At 36.8% G+C, this 5130-nt stretch carries 3 protein-coding genes; all 3 read left to right on the top strand.

The window, feature by feature from the left end; translation table 11 throughout:
• Positions 1-747 precede the first annotated feature (747 nt).
• Positions 748-1017 carry a hypothetical protein gene (locus tag ACN0WY_RS17465; RefSeq protein ID WP_417801211.1) on the top strand — a complete coding sequence of 90 codons (270 nt, stop codon included), beginning with the start codon at positions 748-750 and terminating at the stop codon, positions 1015-1017.
• A gap of 1077 nt (positions 1018-2094) precedes the next feature.
• Positions 2095-2589 (top strand): RHS repeat domain-containing protein, encoded by a 495-nt coding sequence (locus ACN0WY_RS17460; RefSeq protein ID WP_417801210.1) that lies wholly within the window; start codon positions 2095-2097, stop codon positions 2587-2589.
• Positions 2590-3448: 859 nt separating this feature from the next.
• The coding region (locus tag ACN0WY_RS17455) for a hypothetical protein (protein WP_417801209.1) at positions 3449-5130 on the top strand (1682 nt) is incomplete at its 3' end.

The raw sequence follows: 5130 nt of genomic DNA, 5'->3' as shown, positions 1-5130 counted from the left end.
GGAAGGGAGCAGCCACAGCGTGTGACGTGTGTGCCGAGATGTGGCTGGTAAGACTGCCACCCAAATTCTTCTTGGGTGTCGTTTGAAGTAAAAAATGACATAAATTGAAAGTGTAAAGTGACATGGCTTTGTACTTAACTAAGTAGTACTAAGTAGTACTTAACTAAGTACTAAATAACTCATTCACATGTACAGAAAAAATAAAACACCGCCTGTTAAATCCTCCAGTAAGTTATAAACAAAAAATAAATCTAGCTGTTTAGTTGAATCTGCTTTCGATGAGTATAAAAATCCCCCTAATTCACCTTATGTAGAGCTGTTTATTAACTCTTTGATGCGGCATAAATAAGAAACAAGCTATCTAGGGTTATCAAAACCACTATACCGCTATAATTGAAAACGGCACTTTTGCGAAGCGTATCATAGAGCTAATGTTGATTAAGTTATCGGCTATGTGCAAAATGAAAAACCTGACCCTACTTGATTTTGTTGACAATTAACAAATGTTACTATAGCTTGATTTTTGTTCAGTAATGAACATTTTGTCAATTTATTAAGGACATTATTATGACAAATTTTTATAAGCTAGCTTCTATAATAATATTTATTGTTTGCACTTTCAGTGTTAATGCGAAAACAACAATTGAACCCACTAATCCAGTATCACTAATAAAAAATAATATAGCTAATAACAGCAAAACTTTGGGGTTATCTGAAGAAGCCTATAAATACGCCACGGATCAATTCATGAGATTAAATTCAGGTTCATCTACTCCTGATATGCAACTAATTTCTGAGGTTCCTGAATTTATTTCGCCGGAGAATTATTCAGAACAAGAGTTGAATAAAGCGATGAATGAGCAAAAAACAAAATTTGCGAACTATTTTGGTATACCAGTATCAAAGTTAGACCCATTCATTGCTCATATGGCTGTCGTTTTTGATTCAGATCTTTTCAGTGGAGGTATTACTACTTTCGACACAGATGAAGATATGGAAACAATAACAATTTTCTGAGAAGTAGCATGTAGTGGTGGAACAACTTCGGGAGGAAGTATTGCATTGAGTTTCAGTGTTTATCAAGGTGCAGTTAATGCGGGCTAGGTCAGTACACTGATTTCCAAGTTGAGTTTGTCAAGAAGTCAACAAATGATAAAGTTTCTACCGAAGTGTGGAGATACAATAAGTTTTCGGGTGCTTGGAGATCGAGTGTTATTTCTAAGCCTTGCCCTACCTGTTCTTATAATTAGGGCAGCTAAATTCAAGTTTGAAAAAGCTAACATTTATGTTAGCTTTTTTGTCCCCAATTACTAAATCTTTTAAGTTACTGCATTAGGCTAAAAGGTATTTGGCTCACGAATAGCATCATATGGAGAATTATTGTTTTAATACTCTAACATGTTTTTGTCCAAAAAAGAGCTGGGGAGAAAGTTCGGTTTTGCCTCAAAGTAGACATTTAGATACCATTTTGATGCGGGAAGGTTTTAGTGAGTAATAGGGTTGCGTAGCAAAGTGAGGTGATATTTTTTAATATAAGCTAGAAGTGAGCTTATAGACCCTAGATTAACTTAGTCCATTACGTTTTTTCTACGCTTTGCTAGCAGCATATATTTCCATTCCATTTTTTAGAATCTTGCCTTGAACTTCGTAGAAAAAGTTTTCTTTGGGAATTTTATGTCATCTTAAATTTCAATATTATGTCATCTTACACTTCACTTTTGTCGCTTTGGACCAATAAAACCGAGCTTGGTTATGTCAACTTATACTTCAAATAACAACTGGGGTTTTTTACTCTAAAATCGAATTATACCTTAATCTCATTCACTTTTCTTCGGCTAGCATAAAAACCATTAGAAACTACTTTAGTGGGGGAACTTTCTAATAATTATCAGGTGCCTACTAACTTTTTAATTTTAGCATCCGCAACAAAACTTCCTGGTTAAAAAATAGCTAATATGTTTTGTGGGTGTTAATAATTAATTGCTTTTTCGTATTCTAAACTTTTCTTTATCCGGTACAATAATTCAGTTAATTTAAATAAAAGTAGATGGAATTACTTTTTGTTTCACTACTTTCAAATGATTAGGTGAATATATGCTAAAAATACAAGGATGTTCAACGGCGCTGCTATTTGTTGCGCTCGGAACAATTACAATAAATGATGCACTAGCTTCAACAGTTAGTTTTGAATACGATGCGAGGGGGCGCTTAAAACTAGTAAAAGAAAGCGATACCAAACTCGTTACCTATAGTTATGACGATGCTGGTAACAGAACGTCTTCTGCAAATGCAAATACGCCTCCACCTCCGCCCCCAGAACCAGTGATTACTTCATCATCAATTCCTAGTTCAGTGTCATCTGGTTCATTATTTACTGTATCGTGGACTTCGCAGAATACTTCTTATTGCAAAGTAACGGTTTCTGGGGATACGAGCTATTTTCCAACTCAACCAATTTCGGGGTCAGTAAGCTTAAGAATTTACGAAAACACCCCAATTAATATCACTTGTTATAGCTCTAGCGACTCTGCGAGTGTGACTAAAATAGTCAGGATTACAACTTCAGGTGGCCCAGGTGGCTTAAATTAGATCAAGGATGAGAAAAATGAAAATAAAAACGATTCTGGGTCTTGCATTATTAAGTGTAAGCCAGCCAAGTTTAGTCAATGCCGAAGAAACTATTCCAACAATTAAACCGCCTGTATCGATTACGGATATAAACTCGGTAAACTTAAATACAGGTTTATATCAAGTAAAACTGCCTGTTTTGAGCATTCCTGCTGCGCCTAATTTGACATTTGAAAGCATGCCAAAGCTTGAGTCTAAGATAAATGTTATTCATTGGGTTTCTGAATTACCGAATGGGGGAAGAATCTCCGCTTCTCTATCTTATGGCGGTAGTCAATCTGATAACTTCACTTGCCAATCAGAGTGTGTTCCCGTTGTTAATAATGGCTCAGCATTAATAGGTGGGATTTATAGCACACAGAAGTCTAGTACGTTCACATATATACAAGGCAAAAGTGGTGTAAAAGTTCAATACACATCCAATTTGTCTTATGTTAATAGCCCTTCATCGTCAACTAAATCGGTTGACGGTACTTGGTATGCAACAAAAGTTTTTTATCCCGATGGTGAGGTACACACTTATGATTATGAAAAATTTACAGATCCAAATATAAACCCTTATATAACTTTTCATCGATTATTGAGTATTGATTCAAATTTAGGTTACCAGCTTAAGTTTACTTATAAGTCCAACTCACTAGATTATTTCGGCCAAGTAAATAACCCTTGGTATCAACTCACGTCTGCAAAAATTGTTAAGGCAAGTTCGCCTTCTGTCGCAATTGCTCAGCATACATTCACAGAATCTACAGTCACAGATGCGAATGGTCGAACCTGGAATTACGGTAGCTATAGTAATGTTTTTGGTGGTACAGAAGAAGTGAGAGAGTTCGCCTTAAAATTACCAACAGATTCGCATAATTCAGTTAGTGTTTCGACAACGACTCAGCCTTATGGCAGCGGCACACAAAATTACTTTGTTTCTAAAGTCATTAAAGATGGCCAAACTTATAACTATGCTTATACACCTCCAACAGGAGGCGGTGTAAGGCCTGATAAAGAGTTTTCTAAAGTGGTTATAACGGGCCCAGAAAGCTATTCAAGAACAATTAACTTATCTATGTCTGGCAAACCGACTGATAGAAGAATGATGATTACCAGTGAGGTTAACGCACTGAATCAAACAACGCAGTATGGGTATGATGTAAATTATCGATTGAGTCGTGTTATTTACCCTGAAGGGAATAGCGAACGCTACACTTATGATGTGATAGGTAATATCACTGAAAAAAGAATGGAAGCAAAATCAAGTTCATCTGAATCAGATATTGTAACGACTGCCACATATAATGCTGGTGATTGTGATATTACAGAGTACACAGATTTACGATGCTTTAGACCTACCTCAATTACAGATCCGAATGGCAATACCACTAATTATACATTCGCAAGTCATGGTGGAATGCTCACTAAACTTGAGCCAGCGGATAAAAACAATAACCGCCGTTTGACTACTAATACGTGGCAAGAAATTAACGGTTTTACACGATTAAAGAGTACCAGTGTTTGTACTCAAAGTAATTGTTCTTTAGCAGATAAACAAGTTACAAGCTACACATACTGGGGGAATACAAACCTACCTAAAACAGTGACTAAAACCAATGGTGTAGGGGTATTAAAACAAGTAACAACCTATACCTATGACAATGCTGGTAGAGTAACGGTTGAAGATGGACCACTGGCAGGTTCTGATGATGCAATTTATTATCGATATGACAATGCAGGTAGAAAAACTTGGGAAATTGGTGCAAAAAATCAGCGAGGGTATCGTGTCGCGCAGCGTTTCACGTATCGTAACCAAGATGACCAAGTTCGCATCATCGAAACTGGTACGCTGACATCGCCTACAAGCACTTCGTTGAGTGTTTATAATACCGAAACAGTTGCTTATAACACGAGAAATTTAGCCACTAAAAAAGAAATTAGCTCGCCATCAAAAAAAGAAGCCGTTACACAGTTTACTTACGACACACGAAATAGATTAATGTGTACTGCTATACGTATGAACGCCTCTACATTCAATAGCCTCCCAAGCTCTGCTTGTTCACTTGCATCAGAAGGTGTCGATGGCCCAGACCGTATTACACGTAACTATTACGACAGACTCTCTCGTTCAACAAAAGTCATCTCAGGGTATAACACACCAGATGCTGGTATCGATATTGAGATTGCGTATACAGCAAATGGTGAAATCTACACACGTAAAGATGGTGAAGGAAATGTTACTTATTATACGTATGATGGTTTTGACCGGTTAGAGCGTACGACATTTGAAGATAATACCTATGAGCAAAATAGCTATGATGCAAATAGTAATTTAAAAACATGGCGCAAACGGGACGGTAAAATACTTACACACTATTACGATGCGATAAATAAGAAAACGAAAACAACCGTGCCAGGTGAATCTACACTGGAATTTAATCATGATGGCATAGGGCGTGATAAAAGCGTAACTCGAGGTTCTAGTGTTGTCAGTTATGCCTATGACGAATTAAGTCG

The sequence above is a fragment of the Tenacibaculum sp. genome, assembly GCF_048269885.1.
Classification (GTDB): domain Bacteria; phylum Bacteroidota; class Bacteroidia; order Flavobacteriales; family Flavobacteriaceae; genus Polaribacter.
The sequence above is the reverse complement of the archived record's forward strand: the minus strand, read 5'-3'. Positions and strand labels throughout refer to the sequence as shown.

What these genes read in the sequence shown, in the direction of transcription:
- ACN0WY_RS17465 (WP_417801211.1), top strand. Translation starts at nt 748, where the DNA reads ATGAGATTAAATTCAGGTTCATCTACTCCTGATATGCAACTAATTTCT.
- ACN0WY_RS17460 (WP_417801210.1), top strand. Translation starts at nt 2,095, where the DNA reads ATGCTAAAAATACAAGGATGTTCAACGGCGCTGCTATTTGTTGCGCTC.